Genomic DNA, 19,659 nt, shown 5'->3' with positions numbered 1-19,659 from the left:
ACTAAAATTAATTAGCACAATTGAAGCCTGTTAGATGAGGTATTAGACTTTAGAATCGCCTAAAAGTTCCTCTTGTAATTTTTTACCCTTTTGTTGAGCATCTATAACTGCAACCGCTGCCATATTAACAATCTCGTCTACACTAGCTCCTAACTGAAGTACGTGAACAGGCTTGTTCATTCCCATCATTATAGGCCCTATGTTATCTGCATTATTAAGTTCTTTAATCATTTTGTACATGATATTTGCAGAGTCTATGTTTGAGAAAACCAATGTATTAACTTTTCTACCTGCTAATTTAGAAAATGGAAATTTACTTTTTAGCAACTCTGCATTCAACGCAAAATCTGCCTGCACCTCACCATCAACAGCTAAATCTGGATAATATTTATGCAAATAAGCCACCGCTTCTCTAACTTTATCTGCCTGTGGATTTTTTGAAGAACCAAAGTTAGAGTACGAGATCATTGCAATAACCGGCTCCATACCAAATAACCTTACCGTACGCGCGGTCATCAAAGCGATTTTAGCTAGTTCTTTTGCAGTAGGCTCAATATTTATAGAAGTATCTGCTAAAAACAAAGGACCTCTGCTCGTGTTCATAAGGTTTGCCGCAGCAACTTTCTGAACGTTGGCTGCTGCTCCTATCACTTCTAAAACCGGCTTAACTGCAGAAGGATAGCTACTACTATAACCAGTAATCATTGCATCTGCATCACCTTCATTAACCATCATCGCTGCATAATAGTTACGCTGTCTTAATAGTTTTTGAGCATCAAAAAGGGTTACACCTTTACGTTTGCGACCCTGCCAATATAAATTAGCATATTTATTTAAGTTTACTTTTTCTTCTGGAGTTTTAGGATCTATAATCTCAATGTCTGCTTCAAAATCAAGCTCTTCCATAAGCTCAATAATGGTCTCTCTATTTCCTAGCAATACGGGAGTGCCTATACCCTCATCATAAATTATTTGAGCAGCTTTCATCACATCGAGTTGATCTGCTTCAGCAAAAACCACACGCTTAGGATCTGTTTTTGCACGGTTAAGTATAAGACGCACTATCTTATTATCAGACCCCATTCGATCTAATAATTCATCTTCATATTTTTGCCAATCTGTGATAGGCTCACGAGCCACACCACTTTCCATAGCAGCCTTAGCCACTGCAGGAGGAACTTTAGTAATTAATCGCGGATCAAAAGGTTTTGGGATAATATAATCTGTACCAAAGTTTAAACGGGTTTCCCCGTAGGCGATATTTACCTGCTCAGGAACTGACTCCTTTGCTAACTCAGCAAGTGCTTGCACTGCTGCCATCTTCATCTCTTCGTTAATCTTAGTAGCACGAACATCTAATGCACCTCTGAAAATAAACGGAAAACCAAGAACATTATTTACCTGATTAGGATGGTCTGAGCGACCAGTTGCCATTATAATATCTTTGCGCGTACTTGTTGCCAACTCATAATCTATCTCAGGATTAGGGTTTGCCATTGCAAATACAATAGGGTTAGGTGCCATAGACAAAAGCATATCTGGCGTAACAATGTCGGCTATAGAAAGGCCTATAAAAACATCTGCATCAACCATCGCCTCATCTAAGGTGTCTATTTTACGATCTGAAGCAAATTCTGCCTTTTCTTCTGATAAGGTATCCCGGTCACTACGTATAACACCCTTGCTATCTAACATAACAATATTCTTAGGTGATGCCCCAAATGCTTTGTATAAACGAGTACATGAAACAGCTGCTGCCCCTGCACCGCTAATTACGATGCGCACATCTTCTAGTTTCTTTCCGGTAAGCTCTACCGCATTTAGCAAAGCAGCGGCAGATATAATAGCTGTACCATGCTGGTCATCATGCATAACCGGTATATCTAACTCTGCTTTTAAACGGCGCTCAATCTCAAATGCTTCAGGAGCTTTAATATCTTCAAGATTAATCCCTCCAAATGTTGGAGCGATATTTTTAACCGTTGCAATAAATTCTTCTACATCTTTTGTACCTACTTCAATGTCAAAAACATCAATGCCGGCAAATATTTTAAAGAGTAATCCTTTACCTTCCATAACCGGCTTAGATGCCTCAGGCCCTATATCTCCTAGACCCAAAACTGCGGTTCCGTTAGAAATTACCGCTACTAAATTTCCTTTTGCGGTGTATTTATATGCATTTTCAATATCTTTTTGAATCTCCAAGCAGGGCTCTGCAACACCAGGAGAATAGGCTAACGACAGATCGCGTTGTGATGAATATTTCTTGGTTGGTACTACCGCAATTTTTCCCGGAGTAGGTTTTGCGTGATAAACTAAAGCTTCTCTTCGCTTACTTTCTTTACTCATAATTTAATGGTTTGCTCGTACTACAAAAGTAAACCTATTATTGAATCACCCTAAGAAATGACCTCTTTTCCTTTAGCTAATTTTAGCCAAAACATCTACATCTTTGCGAATAGCACCTAGATATTGAAGTTTTAAAGTCACCTACGTTGCACCGTAGATCAACCGGATTAATAAAAGAGTAAGGAGGCATTTAAATTAGTATTTAAAAAATTGACCGTTGATAGAAAACAGCTATAAAGCATAAAACAGTAGGTTTAACTACTGCTTTACAAACCCGTGATTCAAAAAATAATTTTATTATTTAGTAATACACTATTCTGCTGTTTCTTCATATACTTTATCTGCATGTTTCGGTTTTAGTCGTAATGCCAGAATTGCTGCGATCATAAAGAATACACCTCCAAAAAGTATTGCATTTACGGCATTACCACCTAATAGATATTTATAAATAGGACCAAAAGAGACTGTTTGAATACCCATCGGGATTACAATCATCATATTTAAAATACCCATATAAATACCTCTTTTTTTCTGAGGAACAATTTTAGAAACCATTGTATATGGGATACCCATCATTGCTGCCCATCCTATTCCAAATAAAATCATCGGGAATAACACTAAAATAGGATCAGTTATATAGGGTATCGTAAGTAATGCAATTGCAGAACCAAAAAGACTTAAAGAATACACCTTACGTCCTCCAAATTTTAAAGTCAAAGGCACTAATGCTAATGCAACTACAATAGTGGTAATATTATAAGTCGTACTCATCTTAGCTGCCTGTGCGGCCGCTTGTGATGTATTAAAGCCCATTGTTGTTTTAAATAAAGGCACCGTAAACTGCCAGTAAATAAATAATGCATACCACTGAAATAAATAAACTCCTGCAACCCGCCACATAAATCGAGGCATCTCCTTAATGGTACTTGCAATCTCAATAAAAGGTATTTTTAGACGTTGTGAAAACGGTAGTGCTCTATGCTGGTTAATTTCGTCAAGTTCCTCTTCTGTAGGGGGGATTTCAGGAGTTTTTAGAACAGACCACAAAATTGTCCCTACTGAAAGTACAGCCCCTATAAAGAACGAATAGTACAACCATTTTGGGATAGAACCTTCAGCGTCAGCTACATCGCCTCCACCAAACCAATCTTGAAATAGGAAGATTGAAGCGTTTGCAAGTACTATACCTGCACCCACAAAAAGACTTTGCATCTGATATCCTAAACTCAATTGCTTAGCAGGTAATTTATCACCAACAAAAGCACGGTAAGGCTCCATTGCCATATTATTACCCACATCAAGAATCCAGAGTAAACCTACAGCAAACCAAAGCGCAGGGCTATACGGAAAAGCAAATAAACACAAACTTCCTATTAAGGCTCCTACAAGAAAGAAGGGTTTTCTTCTCCCTCCCCATTTTGGCAACCAGGTCTTATCAGAAATCGCACCAATTATTGGCTGAATCACAAGTCCCGTAATGGGTCCTGCAATATTTAAGATAGGTAACATATCTTCTGAAGCTCCTAAAAATAGAAATATAGGGTTTATGGCAGTCTGCTGAAGTCCAAAACTGAACTGAATACCTAGGAAACCAACATTCATATTGAAAATCTGCCAGAATGAAAGTTTAGGTTTATTAATCGCACTCAATATCTTATTCATAAGAGAATACTAATAGATTATAATTAAATGTAGCAATTGAAACTTGTTTTAAAATAGCAATACAGGAAACGCAAACGCTTTCGAAAATAAGATCGCTAAAAACAGTCGTCAATATACAAGAATACACTATTATATTAACAGGAAATTATAATTTATTACCTTAAGATACTATGTTACCTAATGTGGCTTTATAAACTTTATATTCCGCATTAAACCAGCATATTTAGTACGTTTTACCGGAGATTTTTTGAAGATATCAGAAAACAATTCTTGCGTAAGTTCTTCCCATTCATTTTTAGAATAGTCTAAAATAGCTTGGTTAGGATTAAATAGGGGCTGATTATGTGGTTTAGAAAACCGATTCCACGGGCAAACATCCTGGCAAATATCACATCCAAACATCCATTCATCCATTTTATCCTGAGCATAAGATGGTATTTCGTTTTTGAGTTCTATAGTAAAATAACTAATACATTTACTGCCGTCAACTACGTGAGCATCTACTATTGCTTGAGTAGGACACGCATCTATACACGCCGTACAGGAACCACAGTGATCTGTTACCGTAGTATCGTATTCAAGATCGAGATCTATAATTAATTCTGCAATAAAATAAAAAGAACCCACTTGCTTAGTGAGCAAATTGCTGTGTTTACCTATCCAGCCTAGTCCGCTTTTTGCAGCCCATGCTTTATCTAACACAGGCGCAGAATCTACAAATGCCCTCCCATCTACTTCTCCTATCTTCTCTTTTATATAATTTAAAAGCTCTTTGAGTTTATCTTTAATTACAAAATGATAATCTGTACCATAAGCGTATTTAGAAATTTTATAAGAGTCTTCACGCTGTTGTTCTTCAGGATAATAATTTAAAAGCAATGAGACCACACTTTTTGCGCCGGGGACCAAAATTGTAGGGTCAAGTCTTTTGTCAAAATGATTTTCCATATAGGTCATTTCTCCGTGCATATTATTTTTTAGCCAACGTTCTAGTCTGGGAGCTTCTTGTTCTAAAAATTCTGCTTTTGAAATGCCACACGACATAAAGCCAAGACGTTGCGCCTCAGCTTTAATGAGTTGGCTATATTTTGACCTGTTATCTATCAATTTTTACGCTTTGTAAACTGAAGTATTGCGTTGTTTGGTTTGAGTGTTATTAAGGGATTAATTTCAATAGGAGTATTCTTAAACTCAATTTTAAAACGCTTCACTAGTTCGGCGACTGCCAAAATCATCTCATACATAGCAAAGTTATTGCCTATACACATACGTGGTCCTGCTCCAAAAGGGTAGTAATACGGTGAATATTTTATGCTCGTGTCATCATTAAAACGATCAGGATTAAAAACATCAGGATCTTTCCAGAAATTTGCATCTCTGTGTATTTCATAAATAGAAAAAAGTACGCTTGTATTAGGAGCAATCTCATAACCTGCAAAAGAATCTGCTTCTATGCTTACCCGATCTATAAAATATGCAGGAGGATACAAGCGCATAGACTCATTTACGACCTGCTCTATATACTGTAAATTTTTGATTTTTAGTAAGAGGGTATTTTCATTATCTAGTTCGTTTACTTCAGTATAAATCTTTTCTTGAACTTCAGGATTTCTGGCAAGTAATTCTGTGGTAAAAGTTAATGCATTAGACGTAGTTTCATGACCAGCTGTAAATAATATTAAAATTTCATCTATAAGCTGCTCTTCTGCCATCGCAGATCCATCATCATATCGCGCATCAAGAAGCATATCTAATAAATCATCCTGTCGCTCATTACTCTTCTGACGGTCTTTGACTAAATCTCTGAGAATTTGCCGTGCTTCCTGAGTGAGTTTGAGTGTGTTGCTTAACTGTCCCGATAATTTAAACCACCATATTAAATACGGTTGTCTAAGCTCTCTAACCATCATTTCCTGAGCAGTTTCGGTAATATACTGTAGTCTATTTATTGACGTCTGATCAACCGCACTACTAAATAGCGCCTTTACAACAGTCTGAAATGCGAGATCGTTAAAAATGGGAAAAATATCGAAAGGCTTGTCTACTTCAATTTTATCAATTTCAGAAATTACTGCTTGCTCAATTTTTTCAATTAAAGTTGCTAATTGCTTTTTATGAAAGGCAGGCTGAATAAGCTTACGCTGCTTTGCCCAATGTGCACCATTTGAAGTTAATAATCCTTGACCTAGATATTTGGCAAGATCTTTAGTTTGGATAGGAGACTTCTTATAATTTTTTTGATTTTTTTGAAGTGCATATTGTGCAAATAAAGGATCTTTAGAAAACACCACACTCTCAGAAATACCCAATTTTAAACGAAATGTATTTCCTTTAAGTTTAAAATTCTCTTTATGAAATGGCAGTGGATTTTTTAGAATAGCCCTTGCAGACTTAATAAACATAATGCGCGAAACCTGCGGTATCTTTTGCATACTATCATTCAATTAGAACAAGCCACCCTGTACAGGTCCTTTTACTCTGTCAAGGTGTTTATAGGCTGCCTCAGTAACTTCTCTCCCTCTTGGCGTACGCATTATAAAACCTTGTTGAATTAAAAAAGGTTCGTACACTTCCTCAATAGTTTCGGCACTTTCAGATACAGCTGTTGCCAGGGTAGTTATACCTACGGGGCCTCCCTTAAACTTATCAATTATAGTCGCAAGTATTTTATTATCCATCTCATCAAGACCGTGAGCATCTACATTGAGCGCTTTTAATCCAAAACGTGCAATCGCTATATCAATCTTACCATTCCCCTTAATCTGAGCAAAATCACGAACTCTACGCAATAAGGCATTTGCAATACGTGGCGTCCCCCTACTTCTACCAGCAATCTCAATAGCCGCTTCCATCCCTATAGGCACCTGTAATATTTCGGCGCTACGCTGTACAATAGTTGTAAGCAATTCTGTATCGTAATATTGTAGACGTGATGATATACCAAAACGCGCACGCATTGGAGCTGTAAGAAGTCCAGAACGTGTGGTGGCACCTATAAGCGTAAAAGGATTAAGATTAATCTGAACCGTACGGGCATTTGGTCCACTTTCGATCATAATATCTATCTTATAATCTTCCATTGCTGAGTACAAATATTCTTCAACAATAGGGCTTAAACGATGTATCTCATCTATGAAAAGAACATCACGCTCTTCAAGGTTTGTCAAAAGACCGGCAAGATCTCCAGGCTTGTCAAGTACAGGACCAGATGTTACTTTTATACTAACACCGAGCTCATTTGCTAAGATATTAGCCAGAGTTGTTTTTCCCAAACCAGGAGGGCCGTGAAATAATGTATGATCTAATGCCTCTCCTCTCCCATTAGCTGCCTGTACAAATATTTGAAGATTCTCTATAACTTGTTCCTGCCCCGTAAAATCATCAAAACTCAAAGGTCTCAAGGCACGCTCTATGTCATGCTCTTCTCTACTGAAGCCATCACTACTGGCATCTAAATTTTCATTCATAACGTAAATATACTAATTCCACATTGAGCCAAAATACATTCAAAGTACAACCTTAAATTAATCAATAACAATAAAAAAACCCGCTATATAGCGGGCTTTTAAATATATTCTAATTGAATCTTAATGATTCATTTCTTCTTCGTTCGGTTGAAGTGGCACCGTCTGTGGAACATAATCCTGACCAGCGATCACATAATCACTCTCATCCTCATTAAGTTTGCTATAGTCATATGGCCAGCGGTATACGCTTGGTATAGCTCCAACCCAGTTCCCATGAATATGTTCATGACCTGTAGTCCATTCTAACGTATTTGATTTCCAAGGGTTTAATTCACCTTTTTTACCGTAGAAGATAGAAGCTATAAAATTGTATAAGAATACTAACTGAGCAGCTGCTGTAACAATTGCTGCAATAGTAATTAAAACATTTACATCTGCTAAATCATCAAAGTATGGGAATGCAGTATTAGAATAATATCTACGTGGTAAACCAGCCATACCTATGAAATGCATTGGGAAAAAGACAGCGTAAGAACCTATGGCAGTTACCCAAAAATGGACGTAACCAAGGTTTTTGTTCATCATCTTACCTTCAAACATTTTAGGGAACCAGTGATATACACCTGCAAATAAACCATATAATGCAGATATACCCATCACAAGGTGGAAGTGAGCTACTACAAAATACGTATCGTGAACGTTAATATCTAGCGTACTATCTCCTAATATAATACCTGTTAAACCACCTGTAATAAAAGTAGAAACAAGACCTATAGAAAACAACATCGCAGGATTAAACTGTAAGTTACCTTTCCATAAAGTGGTAATATAGTTAAATGCTTTTACCGCTGAAGGTATTGCAATTAACAACGTTGTAAAGGTAAATACAGAACCTAAGAATGGATTCATACCTGAAATAAACATATGGTGACCCCAAACTATTGTAGATAAAAACGCGATTGCTAAAATCGAGGCAATCATCGCTCTGTAACCAAAAATAGGCTTACGTGCATTAGTTGCAATAACTTCTGAAGATATCCCTAATGCAGGTAATAATACAATATATACTTCAGGGTGACCTAAGAACCAGAATAAGTGTTCAAAAAGCACCGGAGAACCACCACTATTGTGTAGTACCTCACCACCAATATATATATCTGACAAGAAGAAAGAAGTTCCAAAACTTCTATCCATTATAAGTAATAAAGCAGCAGACAATAATACTGGGAATGAAACGATACCAATAATTGCAGTCACAAAAAATGCCCAGATTGTAAGTGGAAGTCTCGTCATAGACATTCCCTTTGTACGCAAGTTAATAACAGTTACAACATAGTTAAGAGATCCTAATAGCGATGATGCGATGAAAATAGCCATAGAAACTAACCATAATGTCATACCTGTACCCGCAGCAGAAATTGAATTAGGTAATGCACTTAAAGGAGGATAAATAGTCCATCCAGCAGCGGCAGGTCCTGATTCAACAAATAGAGAACAACACATAATTACTGCAGACAAGAAAAATAGCCAGTAAGAGACCATATTCAAGAATCCTGAAGCCATATCACGTGCCCCGATTTGTAGCGGAATAAGGAGGTTACTAAAAGTACCACTCAGACCAGCTGTTAGTACAAAGAATACCATTATCGTACCGTGTATCGTCACTAGCGATAGGTAGATACTAGGATCCATAACACCTTCTGGTGCCCATTTACCTAGAAATATTTCAAAAACTGTAAAACTTTTATCTGGCCATGCTAATTGTAATCTAAATAAGATAGACATAGCAATACCAATAATTCCCATTATCAGACCAGTAATTAAATACTGTTTAGAGATCATTTTATGATCTGTACTAAAAATGTATTTACTTATAAAAGTCTGGTGGTGATCATGATGTGAATCGTGATCATCGTGAGCATGGTCCAGTGCATTTGAATGTGCTGACATAATCTAATTTCTTTTTAGTAATTTTTTTTTATTCTTGACCTGCGATACTAGTCTTAAACGTTTCTTGTTGTTCAATCCAAGCGTCGTAATCCTCTTGACTCTCTACTATTATTTTCATTTGCATATTGTAGTGACTCTTACCACAAATTTTATTACATAGCAAATAATAATCAAACTCATCATAATTGTCTAGAGCCGGTTCACCAGCTGCCGCAAGTACCTTATTCTTATCATTACGTATTTTTTGAATTGTACGCATTTTATCTTTCATGTAATCTGTAGTACGTATCTCTTCAGTAGTTACTGTAGGTGTAAATGAAAACTGTGTAATCATACCTGGTACAACATTCATCTGCGCTCTAAAGTGAGGCATATAAGCTGAGTGTAATACATCTTGAGAACGTAACTTAAAGATTACTTGTCTACCTACCGGTAAGTGTAGTTCTTGAGTCACAATATCATCTTGGCCGTCTGCATCACTAGGATCTATACCTAATTGATTAATTCCCTCTATAAATCGAACGTTAGCATTACCTAAGGTATTATCATCTCCTGAATATCTAGCTTTCCAGTTAAAACGCTGTGCATATAATTCTATAACTAACGCATCTTCATCCTCCTCAAAGTTCATTATATCTGACCAGGTAAATAAACCATAGATAATTAATCCTGCAAGAACAATTACAGGTATAATTGTCCAAATAAACTCGAGCTTATCGTTATCTGCATAAAATAATGCCCTTTTTCCTTTTTCACCCTTATACTTATAAGAGAAAAAGTGAAGCAAGAATTGCGTTATAATCTGAACAAACATGATCAATGCAATAGAGATAAACATAAGATTATCATACTTGCTACCATGCTCAGATGAAGCTTCTGGCAAATAAAATTTAGAATAATGCCAAAAACAATAGAACATTAAGAAATAAAGAAAAACAGTAAACATCACCATCAATTTTGCATTGACGCTGTTGTCTTTATCATTTGCCACCTCGCCAGACTCATCTTTCGACTTGCCTTTAGAAAGTGCATATATCTTACTCATTTGCCATAATGTTACAGCAAAAAGTATAATTACAATAAGTACTAAAAAAACGGTCATTGTTGTGTTTTTTCTGTTCGTTGATATTAATAATGAAAATGCTCGCTTTCTACTAAGAACGGATTATTCTTAGGTCTTAATGACACTCTAGATAAGCCCAGGCCTACCATTAGAATAAACAATCCTAGGAAAAATAATATAGCTGCGAATTCTGTAATTCCGAAAGACCAATATGGCCCCACTGTAGATGGCATCACAAGTAAGAATATATCTATGTAATGACCTACAAGTATAATAGTACCAGCTATAACTACGAACCAAGAAACTCGTTTGAAATCACTGTTCATTAAAATAATAATAGGAAATACAAAGTTTAATATCAACATTCCGAAGAAAATAGGATTGTACTCCTGAATTCTTAAGATGAAATATGTTACTTCTTCCGGTATATTTGCGTACCAAATCAACATAAATTGACCAAACCATAAATATGTCCAGAATATGCTGAAACCGAACATAAACTTAGCTAGATCGTGAAGGTGACTATCATTTACAAACTCTAATTTCCCAATAGCTTTAAGTGAAACTGTTACCATAGCTATTACCGTTACCGCAGATACCATCATACCTGCTAAAATATACCAAGCGTACAATGTGCTATACCAGTGTGGAGTCATAGACATAAACCAATCCCAAGCCATAGTCGATTCTGTACATAGGAAAAATGCTAAAAAGAATATTGAAAATTTAAACAAATTCTTGTATGGCCTATCATCTTCTGCTGTATCCATTGCTAGACTATTTTTTCTAGCAAAAAATCTATATAAGTTCCAACCGGCTACATAAATTATTGAGCGTATTAACCAGAAAGGAAAATTTAAATATCCTGCTTTATCTTGCAAAATTTGATCTTCAGCAACTAATTCATGGTTTTGCCAAGGATAAAAGTGCTCTCCCGCAAAAACTACAATAAGAAGAACTATGATTGAACCAGGAAGTAAGTAATGCGTAATACCCTCCATTACTCTAAATAGAACTGGTGACCATCCTGCCTGAGCTGCAGTTTGAATAGCATAAAACACTAAAGCTCCCAAAGCGATCATCATAAAAAAGAATGCAGCTATGAATGCAGCAGACCAAGGTTTACTTTGCATTTGATGCAAAACGTGTTCCATATGCTCTTCGTCTTCATGAGCATTATGACCCATATCCTTATCTTTAGCCATAGCAGCTTCAGAATAGCCATGCTCTTGACGAGCTTCATCTATAAAACTGGCTTCTTCGTGATTTTCAGTAGTCTCGTGGTGGGCATCGTGAGAAGCTAAAACTGCGCTCGCTTCTTCTACCGTAGACGGGACAGAGAGAAAGCCATAGACCAAGCCAACTAACCCAAGTACCATACTAATTATGGCGAAAAGTCTTAATTTACTAGAAAATGTATACATAATTTTGAAATATCCTGGCTTTATTATTCTTCGATTTGAGCTTCTTCAGAAGGAGTTGTAGTCATTACATTACCATCATCAGTTGCTTCTTCTTCAGTTAAAACAGCTTCATCATCAACACTTGCATCAGAATCAAAGGCTCTTTTAGGTTTACCATCTAATTCATATTTTAGATCTATAACATAGTGATTTATTAGCCATAATTCACGCTCTGTAGTTTGACTGGCATAAGATCCCATTGTATTAATACCATAATAAGTGACATGGTAAATACTACCTTCTGTTATAGCTCTACCTTGATCATTATATGCTGGTATACCTAATATCTTTTCACGCTTAGCTAAAGTACCTTGACCATCACCTTTATCACCGTGACAAATTGCACAGTAAATAGTATATAGCTCCTTACCTTCATTTAAATTATCTTCAGTATATGGAACAGGATTTGCAAGTGTGCCCTTAGCAGCTTCATAACCCTCTGTACTGTTCTCGTATTCATAAGGCATCCATCCGCGAGAAACAGAACCTTCAGCAGGTATCATTGCTTCCATCCCATTAGGAAATACCTCATAATTACCGTAAGCTTCATAACTCACTTCCTGATACATGTTAGGCATATATTGATAGTTACGATAATCCTTATTCTGACAAGAAGCCAAAATAACAACTAACATTAAAGAGCCTAATATTTGAATATTATTTCTCATTTGTTAAGCGTGTTCTTCATTGTGAATTAAACTTATTTCTGAAGCTCCTGTATCATATAGAAACTTAGAAAGCTCATCTAGATCGTGATTTGCAGCATCTACTTCAATCAAAAAGTGATCATCTGTAGTTCTAACATCTGGATTTGAAGCCTTCTGGAACGGCCAAATTTTACTTCTTAAGTAAAATGTAATTACCATTAAGTGAGCCGCAAAAAAGACGGTTAACTCAAACATAATAGGCACAAAAGCAGGCATATTTTGTAAGTATGAAAAACTAGGTTTACCACCTATATTTCTAGGCCAATCTTCAATCATGATAAAGTTCATCATCAAGGTAGCCACACTTAACCCCACAAGACCATACATAAAAGAAGTAATAGCTAGACGCGTAGGAGCAAGCCCCATTGCTTTGTCTAAACCGTGTACCGGAAAAGGAGTATACACCTCAATTATTCTATACTTTTTAGCACGTAACTCCTTCACAGCTTTCATGAGAATATCATCATCATTGTAAAGCGCATGTAAAACGTTTGCTGATGCCATATTTTATTGTTTAAGTTTTTGTGCCTGACCTGCCCAATCATCACGTTCAGCTCTTCCTGGAAAAGCATCTATGATCTCGTCTAACAAGTCATATTCTGTTTTTGTCATTTTACTTACCTGATCGTAGGTATAAATACCCAGCTGATGCAATTTCTGTTCAAGTACAGGACCTACACCACTTATCAGTTTCAAATCATTTGTAGTTTGAGTTGCCGGGTCATAAATACCTATTCTTGACAACATCAAATCAACCTGTGTTTTCTTAGCTTCAGTATCTAACATCACGTCTGCATTAACTGTTGCTTGATGATATGTTTTATCATTATTTGAAGCAGAAGCTAAAGTTGTACGCTCAGCATAATTAGATGTACGGCTATCTGCAGCAGTACCTGCAAGATCTTCTCCAGACTCTCTAATTCGCTTGTAACGAGCACCAGATGATTTAAGAATACTCTTAACTTCAGCCTGAGCAATTACAGGAAATGTACGAGCGTATAATAAGAATAATACAAAGAAGAAACCAATAGTCCCAACAAATACTCCAATATCTACAAAAGTAGGAGAGAACATTGACCAGGAAGACGTTAATCTGTCTTTACTTAAACAAAGAACAATAATATCAAAACGCTCAAACCACATACCTATGTTAATAACAAGAGCAACAAAAAAGGTCCAAACTATATTTCTTCTCCAAGCCTTGACCCATAGCGTAAGTGGCACAATAAGGTTACATATAATTAATGCCCAGAAGGCCCACCAGTAAGGTCCAGTAGCAGCACCAAAAGACAAATAGGTATAATTCTCATAAGGTACACCAGAATACCAACCAATAAAATACTCGGTTAAGTAGGCAACAGTTACAATACCACCAGTTAGTAGTATTACCTTATTCATAAATTCAATATGAACAATTGTTATGTAATTTTCAAGATTTACAACTTTACGCATTACAAGAAGTAATGTTTGTACCATAGCAAATCCTGAAAATATTGCACCAGCAACAAAGTAAGGAGGGAAAATCGTACTGTGCCATCCCGGAACAACTGAAGTAGCAAAGTCAAATGATACAATAGTATGTACAGAAAGTACTAACGGTGTTGCTAAACCCGCAAGCACTAAAGATACTTCCTCAAAACGTTGCCAGTCTTTTGCACGACCGCTCCATCCAAAACTTAATATACCGTAAATCTTTTGTTGAAAAGGACTTTTGGTACGATCTCTAATCATTGCAAAATCTGGAAGTAAACCTGTCCACCAGAAAACAAGCGAAACAGATAAATATGTTGATATTGCAAATACGTCCCAAAGTAGAGGTGAATTAAAGTTTACCCACAACGAACCAAACTGGTTAGGAATAGGTAATACCCAATACGCCAACCAAGGGCGACCCATGTGAATTATAGGAAATAAACCAGCTTGAACAACAGCAAAAATTGTCATCGCTTCTGCAGACCTGTTAATTGCCATACGCCATTTTTGACGGAACAATAAAAGTACTGCGGAGATCAAGGTACCGGCGTGACCAATACCTACCCACCAAACAAAGTTGGTAATATCCCAGGCCCAGCCAATTGTTTTGTTAAGACCCCAAACCCCAATTCCTGTAGTTACTGTATAAACAATACAGCCTAAACCCCACAAAAATGCGATAAGCGCTATAGAAAAAACAATCCACCAAGATTTATTGGCCTTTCCTAATATAGGAGCTCCTACATCTACACTGATATCGTGGTAAGATTTCTCTCCAAGAATCAAAGGCTCTCTTATGGGTGCTTCGTAGTGTGACGACATATTAATATATTGATATTTATTTTAAAAAATTTTAAGCTTCAGCAGTATTTTTAACTTTTACCTGATAGAATACATTAGGTTTAACTCCTATATCTTCAAGTAAGTAATACTTGCGTTTATCATTTTTCAATTCTACGATTTCTGAATCTGGAATATTTACATCCCCAAACTTAATAGCACCATTATCACAAGCATTGCTACAAGCTGTTGCAAACTCACCATCTTTAATTACTCTACCTTCACGTTTAGCATCTAAAATGGTCTTCTGAGTCATTTGAATACAGAAAGAACATTTCTCCATAACCCCTCTAGAACGCACAGTAACATCTGGATTAAGAACCATACGACCTAAATCATTGTTCATATTGTAATCAAACTCATCGTTTTCACTATATAAGAACCAGTTAAAACGACGTACTTTATACGGACAGTTGTTTGCACAATAACGTGTACCTACACAACGGTTATATGTCATTTGGTTTTGACCCTGTCTACCGTGACCTATTGCAGCAACAGGACACACAGTTTCACAAGGAGCGTGGTTACAGTGCTGACACATCACAGGTTGAAAAGCTACCTCAGGATTATCATAAGACTGAACTTCTACTACAGAATACGAGTCAAAAGCCGGAAGCTCTTCAAGCGTTTTAGTTTCTTCAGCAAAGGTATCTTCAGAAGAATAGTAACGGTCAATACGCAACCAATGCATATCTCTAAAGTTTCTAACTTCTTGCTTCCCTACCACAGGAACATTATTCTCAGCGTGACACGCAATAACACAAGCACCACAACCGGTACATGCATTTAAATCTATAGAAAGATTAAAATGTGGCCCTACAGTATCATCAAAAGATTCCCAAATGTCTGCATTCTTATCTCTAACCTCAATCTCAGAGTGGTTATAATCAACCTCTCCTACAGGGTTCCAAGCATGAACATCTTTAGAATTAAAAATCTCTAATGTAGTCTCACGGATAATATCATCTGCACGACCAGCCATTGTATTCTGCATCTGAACGCAGGCAAACTCATGCCATCCACTAGTTTTAGTAATTTCAACTTTTTGAGTTGCACTAAAATCTTTATATAACGGGTAGGCGTTAACACCTACTTTCATTTCATCCTGTACAGCAGCAGTTTTACCATAACCCAAAGCAAGTCCTACAGACCCTGGAGCCTGACCTGGCTGAATATATACTGGTACATTTTCAAGTTTAACACCATCTAATGTTATGGTTACATAGCTACCGTTAAGCTCTCCCTTTGAAGTAATCTCATTCTCAACACCTAACTTATCTGCGTCAACTTTTGACATAGTAAGAAAGTTATCCCAAGAAGTTCTTGTAATAGGATCAGGAAATTCTTGCAACCAGGGGTTATTAGCTTGCTGACCATCACCCATACCCGTACTAGAATACAGCGTTAAATCAAAACCATTTCCAGAAGTTTCACCGTCCTGAGCTAATGCAGATAATGCACTCGCTAGTGTTAAAGATCCATTTTCAGAAACTGAATTTATTTCTTCAGTAACAGCGGTTGCTTCTGTATTTATAGTGCCAGACACGATACCATCGTGCAAAGCTTGATTAAAGCTAGTTGAAGAATTACTCCAATTTGCTTTTAAATAATCATAATACGTTTGTGTACTACCGGTCCAGGTCAATAAAGAATCCTGGAATTGTCTAGTACTAAATAATGGTCTTATAGTAGGCTGCGTCAAACAAATTTGACCCTTTTTAATCTCTACATCACCCCAAGATTCTAAATAATGTGGAGTTGGCGCAAGATAATTACACAACAAAGCGGTTTCATCTTCTTTCATATTGAAAGAAACACGAACATCAACCTTCTCTAAACCAACTTTAAACTCATCTACATTAGGCATACTGTAAGCCGGGTTAACACCCATTACTAATAAAGCACCTACCGAACCTGAGTTCATGTCAGCTACTAATTGCTTAACAGCCTTGGCATCACCCTGACGAGTCATTTTAGGATATTGTGTATCTATAACAACACTACCAAGAGATTCATTTATAGATAATGCAACTAGCTGAGCATTTGCATCCTGAATACCCGTAACAAAAACACCTTTGCTACCAGCATTACTTAATTGTGTTGCAGCAGCTTTAACAGCTTTATCAAGTTCTGGAGAAAGACCTGTGTTAGACCCACCGCCAGAAATTAAATCTTGCAATGCAGTTATTGCTTTTTTCTGCTCACTTGGTGTCATTAACACACGCTTATCTGCATTAGCTCCAGACAAGGTCATATTTGCCTCAAACTGAATGTGACGAGACATTTTTCCGTTTTGAGGAACTCTACTTTTTGAGTAGCTCGGTCCAAAACCACCACCTTGCCAATCTCCTAAGAAATCTGCTCCAAAAGAAACAATAACTTCTGCCTTAGAAAAATCGTAATCAGGTAATGCACGCATTCCATATTTACTTTCAAAAGCATCTAATGCTGCACTCTCACTTATAGTGTCATAAGTCACATGCTTAACATTAGGATATGCTGCAGAAAATTCTGCAATTAATTTTGACGTTGATGGACTCGCAAAAGTTTGTGTCAACAACACAATACTTTTTCCACCTAGAGATTTAAGTTTAGAACCTAAATTTTCATCAAGCTCATCCCACGAAACATCCTCTCCATTTATCTTTGGCCCTTGCAATCTTTTTGTATCGTACATAGACAATACAGAAGCGTGCACACGAGCATTATTACCCCCTAAAGCAGAGGCCATTTTATTATTCTCAATTTTAATAGGTCTTCCCTCACGAGTTTTAACCAATACACTAGCGAAGTCAAAACCATCTGCCATTGTAGACGCATAATACTCTGCTTTACCTACAGTAATACGCTCTGGAGCTACTACGTAAGGTATTGATTTCACAACAGGACCTTCACAGGCAGCTAATGTAGCAGCAGCTGTAGAAAAACCTACATATTTTAAGAAATCACGACGCGTAGTAGAAGAAGCATCTAACGAATTCTTGTCGCCCAGAAACTCATCTGTAGGAATCTCCTGCGCAAACTCATTCTGTTTAAGCGCCTCAACAATAGAGCTATTTTCATTTAGCTCTTCAACACTTTTCCAGTATTTCTTGTTTGATGACATAAAATCTATTGTTATTTATTTTGGAACGCGAGATAAAACAACACGTATTCTATTTTATTAATAATGGCACTTACCACATTCAAGACCTCCCATTTGCGCAGCCGTTAATTGCTCAACACCATATTTCTTAGAAAGCTCCTCATGAATTTTCTCATAATATGGGTTACCATCTATCTTAACGTTTGTCTCTCTATGGCAGTTTATACACCACCCCATAGTTAAAGGAGCAAATTGATACATAATCTCCATCTCCTCAACAGGACCGTGACACGTTTGACACTGCACCCCAGCAACACTAACGTGCTGCGAGTGGTTGAAATATGCAAAATCTGGTAGGTTATGAATACGTACCCATTCTACAGCCTGAGTCTCCCCAGTGTATGATTGCGTAGCAGGATCCCAACCCGCTGCTTTATATAATTTCTGAATTTCTTTATCGTAAAACTCTTTTGAATAGTCCTCAGTAACTGATGAGAATTCTGAAGTATTATCAGCAACCTCGCCTATACTCTTATGACAATTCATACATACATTCAAAGAAGGTATCCCAGAATGCTTACTTGTTCTTGCTGAAGAGTGACAGTATTTACATTCTATTTGGTTCTCACCAGCATGAATTCTATGTGAATAATGTATTGGCTGAATTGGCTCGTAACCTTGATCAACTCCTACCTGCATCATCCACCCGTAGGCAAAGTAAGCACCTCCTAAAAGCAATACTATAACAGAAACCAATACTAAAAATTGATTTTCAACAAATGCTTTATAAATAGGCTTACGGGTTTCCTTAACCGGAAGCTCTACACCTTGTGCAACTGCAAATTTTCTCAAAGTGCTGTTTACAAGAAAAAGAACCGCAACCAGCATCACCAGGATTACAGCAAGAATTCCCAATATTATAGTGGTCGATACTCCACCTCCACCACCTTGAGCAGAATCACCTGCAACTGCAGCAGGAGCTGTAGCCTCAGGCTTAGGAGTATTCGTATACGCAAGAATATCATCAATGTCTGCATTAGTTAACTGCGGAAACAAGTTCATTGCAGTTTGATTGTACTCATTGTACACTTCTAATGCCTCCGGATCTCCCGCATCAATTAATGCACGGTTATTTTTAATCCACTGATACAACCATTCTCTGTCTCGTCTTTCTGTAACTTCAAATAAAGCCGGACCAGTAGCACGATTGTACAATTTGTGACAAGCTGCGCAATTTGCGTTAAATAAAGCTTTTCCGGCAGCCGCATCACCACCCTGCACAGCTGGCGAGGTTTCTGATTGAGCAGCACCATCAGCAGGCTGTTCCGCTTCTTGAGCATATACAAAAGAAGAAAAGGAAAGCAATAAAGCTAAAGTGATTAAAGAAAATCGAAAAGCTGAATTAAGGTTTTTACCCTGTTTCATAGTGTGATAGAATTGTCATCTTAGCGCGGCATCGATCTTAGGATTTCCAAGGGTCTCAAGGCTAAAAAGAATGCCGACAAATTTGATGGCAAAAGTAAGACTTAGAAGTGGATTTTTGAAGTGTTAGCAAAGCGTTAAAAGGTAATTTATACGAGTTCTAAATAATAAAATATGT

The 19,659-nt window shown here is 37.0% G+C and carries 13 protein-coding genes; all 13 read right to left on the bottom strand.

What is annotated here, in order from left to right; translation table 11 throughout:
• Positions 1-42 precede the first annotated feature (42 nt).
• Complete coding sequence (locus tag ACIGAM_RS06530) at positions 43-2,349, bottom strand: NADP-dependent malic enzyme (protein WP_396510663.1); 2,307 nt, start codon at positions 2,347-2,349, stop codon at positions 43-45.
• Between the two features lie 312 nt (positions 2,350-2,661).
• On the bottom strand, positions 2,662-4,011 hold the full coding sequence (locus tag ACIGAM_RS06525) for an MFS transporter (RefSeq protein WP_396510662.1): 1,350 nt from the start codon (positions 4,009-4,011) through the stop codon (positions 2,662-2,664).
• A gap of 177 nt (positions 4,012-4,188) precedes the next feature.
• A complete protein-coding gene (queG, locus tag ACIGAM_RS06520; protein WP_396510661.1) occupies positions 4,189-5,118 on the bottom strand; it encodes a tRNA epoxyqueuosine(34) reductase QueG in 930 nt (309 codons plus the stop codon).
• Positions 5,115-6,443, bottom strand: coding sequence for a cytochrome P450 (locus ACIGAM_RS06515; RefSeq protein ID WP_396510660.1), 1,329 nt, complete (start codon positions 6,441-6,443; stop codon positions 5,115-5,117). The genes queG and ACIGAM_RS06515 overlap by 4 nt, the downstream gene beginning before the upstream one ends.
• 12 nt (positions 6,444-6,455) lie before the next feature.
• Complete coding sequence (ruvB, locus tag ACIGAM_RS06510) at positions 6,456-7,478, bottom strand: Holliday junction branch migration DNA helicase RuvB (protein ID WP_396510659.1); 1,023 nt, start codon at positions 7,476-7,478, stop codon at positions 6,456-6,458.
• A gap of 120 nt (positions 7,479-7,598) precedes the next feature.
• A complete protein-coding gene (locus ACIGAM_RS06505; protein WP_396510658.1) occupies positions 7,599-9,428 on the bottom strand; it encodes a cbb3-type cytochrome c oxidase subunit I in 1,830 nt (609 codons plus the stop codon).
• A 28-nt stretch (positions 9,429-9,456) separates the two neighbouring features.
• Positions 9,457-10,530 (bottom strand): cytochrome c oxidase subunit II, encoded by a 1,074-nt coding sequence (locus ACIGAM_RS06500; protein WP_396510657.1) that lies wholly within the window; start codon positions 10,528-10,530, stop codon positions 9,457-9,459.
• A 26-nt stretch (positions 10,531-10,556) separates the two neighbouring features.
• A complete protein-coding gene (locus ACIGAM_RS06495) occupies positions 10,557-11,915 on the bottom strand; it encodes a quinol:cytochrome C oxidoreductase (protein WP_396510656.1) in 1,359 nt (452 codons plus the stop codon).
• Positions 11,916-11,938: 23 nt separating this feature from the next.
• On the bottom strand, positions 11,939-12,622 hold the full coding sequence (locus tag ACIGAM_RS06490) for a c-type cytochrome (RefSeq protein WP_396510655.1): 684 nt from the start codon (positions 12,620-12,622) through the stop codon (positions 11,939-11,941).
• Between the two features lie 3 nt (positions 12,623-12,625).
• Entirely contained in the window at positions 12,626-13,165 is a 540-nt protein-coding gene (locus tag ACIGAM_RS06485; RefSeq protein WP_396510654.1) for a DUF3341 domain-containing protein, read from the bottom strand.
• Between the two features lie 3 nt (positions 13,166-13,168).
• Positions 13,169-14,956 carry an NrfD/PsrC family molybdoenzyme membrane anchor subunit gene (gene nrfD, locus ACIGAM_RS06480; protein WP_396510653.1) on the bottom strand — a complete coding sequence of 596 codons (1,788 nt, stop codon included), beginning with the start codon at positions 14,954-14,956 and terminating at the stop codon, positions 13,169-13,171.
• Between the two features lie 31 nt (positions 14,957-14,987).
• Positions 14,988-18,080: a TAT-variant-translocated molybdopterin oxidoreductase gene (locus tag ACIGAM_RS06475; protein WP_396510652.1), complete on the bottom strand. Its 3,093-nt coding sequence runs from the start codon at positions 18,078-18,080 to the stop codon at positions 14,988-14,990.
• Between the two features lie 57 nt (positions 18,081-18,137).
• Positions 18,138-19,484, bottom strand: coding sequence for a c-type cytochrome (locus tag ACIGAM_RS06470; RefSeq protein WP_396510651.1), 1,347 nt, complete (start codon positions 19,482-19,484; stop codon positions 18,138-18,140).
• Positions 19,485-19,659 lie beyond the last annotated feature (175 nt).

This window comes from Leeuwenhoekiella sp. NPDC079379 (assembly GCF_044542075.1).
GTDB lineage: Bacteria > Bacteroidota > Bacteroidia > Flavobacteriales > Flavobacteriaceae > Leeuwenhoekiella.
Note: the sequence above shows the minus strand (reverse complement) of the source record. Positions and strands in the feature narration are given on the sequence as shown.